Annotated in this window: 1 protein-coding gene and 1 tRNA gene; both read right to left on the bottom strand. The window is 69.3% G+C overall.

Annotated elements, in window-relative coordinates; all coding sequences use genetic code 11:
- Positions 1-2: 2 nt before the first annotated feature.
- Positions 3-76 (bottom strand) — tRNA-Met (locus tag JHN45_RS51890).
- A 52-nt stretch (positions 77-128) separates the two neighbouring features.
- On the bottom strand, positions 129-1,334 hold the full coding sequence (locus JHN45_RS51885) for an alginate lyase family protein (RefSeq protein ID WP_201056485.1): 1,206 nt from the start codon (positions 1,332-1,334) through the stop codon (positions 129-131).
- Between the last annotated feature and the right edge of the window lie 91 nt (positions 1,335-1,425).

Below are 1,425 nucleotides of genomic sequence, written 5' to 3'. Positions count from 1 at the left end.
AGTAGCGGGGACAGGATTTGAACCTGCGACCTCTGGGTTATGAGCCCAGCGAGCTACCGAGCTGCTCCACCCCGCGCCGTTGTGTTCCCAACTATACGCCATCCGCGGGGTCCGATGTCACACACGTTTCAGTCGGCGGGGTTACCGGCGTGCGTGAGGGTCTCCCAGGAGACGAAGAGGTCGTCGCTGCCGGCCGGCCGGGTGGTCTCGGCGAGCTTGTGCGCGGCGGGCACCTTCATGCCGAGCCGGTCCTCCAGGTGGTTGAGCGGAACCTCCAGGTCGGGCCCCATGTTCCGGTCGACCTTGCCGCCGCACAGCCAGGCCGGCGCGGCCTCGCCCAGCTGGTAGCGGGCGTGGAAGTCGATGGCGGCGGCGAGCCGGTCCTTGACGTCCTTGTAGAGGTCGACGCCCTGGTGCCAGGCGGTCTCGGCGATGTGCCCGGTGGCGGCCAGCGAGTACCCGACGTGCTTGAAGTTGCGGCAGGTCTCCTGGGCGATGCCGTCCTTGAAGGTGGTCTGCTTGAACCAGTACGTCGTGAGCTTCTGCGGGGTGGTGACGGTGGAGCGGGCCGGGGTGAGCGGCACCTTGCCGTCCTTCTCCAGGTAGAAGTAGGCGGGCACGCGGTCGCGGAAGCGGGCGACGGCCGCGTCGAAGGCCTTGTGGTCGTCGAGGAAGACGGCGATGCCGATCGCCGCGTCCGTCATGGCCAGGTCCCAGTTGCCGTTGTAGTCCGGCAGATCTTTCGTCACCTCGGGCTGGTACGCGGTGCGCAGCATGGTCGCGAACCGCTGCACCCGGTCCTCCGGCCAGCCGGCCCCCGGCGTGTACCGCACGATCTCCGCCGCCCGCGCCCACGTCGACCCGGCCCACGCGGTCTGCAGCCCGGCGTCCTCGGAGGTGTGCTCCTTCATCTTCGCCGACCAGTCGTCCATGATCTCCCGCGCCTTGAGCGCGTGGTGCTCCTTGCCCGTGATGCTGAACAGCAGCGCCTGCGTGTACGCGGCGATCGCGTCCTCGCGCTCCTCGACACACCCGTGCGCGGCCTTGCCGTTCCAGGGGCAGTCGACGTCGGCGTAGGGCTTCGCCGTGTACTTGTACGACCCGTACTTGCTGTCCCGCATCCCGAAGTACGCCTTCAGCCAGGGCTGTTTCCCGGCCGTCACGTTCTTCCGTACGGCGTCCAGCTGCGCCTTGCTGACCAGCACTCCGGGATGCGTGAACGCCGCGCCGGCGGGCAGTGCCCGTGCCATGGTCCGCGTACCGGTGTCCGCCGCCCCGCACGAGGCGAGAAGCCCCACGGCCACGGACGCGCCCAGCACCGCCACTGCCCTCATGTGTCCCTACCTCCGCCTTGTCCGCACCGGTTCCCTGTGAGCGTGACCCGGTGGGCGGTGGGCCGCAGGATCTGATGGGCCGGTCGGGGGC

It is taken from the genome of Streptomyces sp. MBT53, assembly GCF_016654115.1.
In the GTDB taxonomy this organism is placed as follows: Bacteria; Actinomycetota; Actinomycetes; order Streptomycetales; family Streptomycetaceae; genus Streptomyces.
The sequence above is the reverse complement of the archived record's forward strand: the minus strand, read 5'-3'. Positions and strand labels throughout refer to the sequence as shown.

What these genes read in the sequence shown, in the direction of transcription:
- JHN45_RS51885 (WP_201056485.1), bottom strand. Translation starts at nt 1,334, where the DNA reads ATGAGGGCAGTGGCGGTGCTGGGCGCGTCCGTGGCCGTGGGGCTTCTC.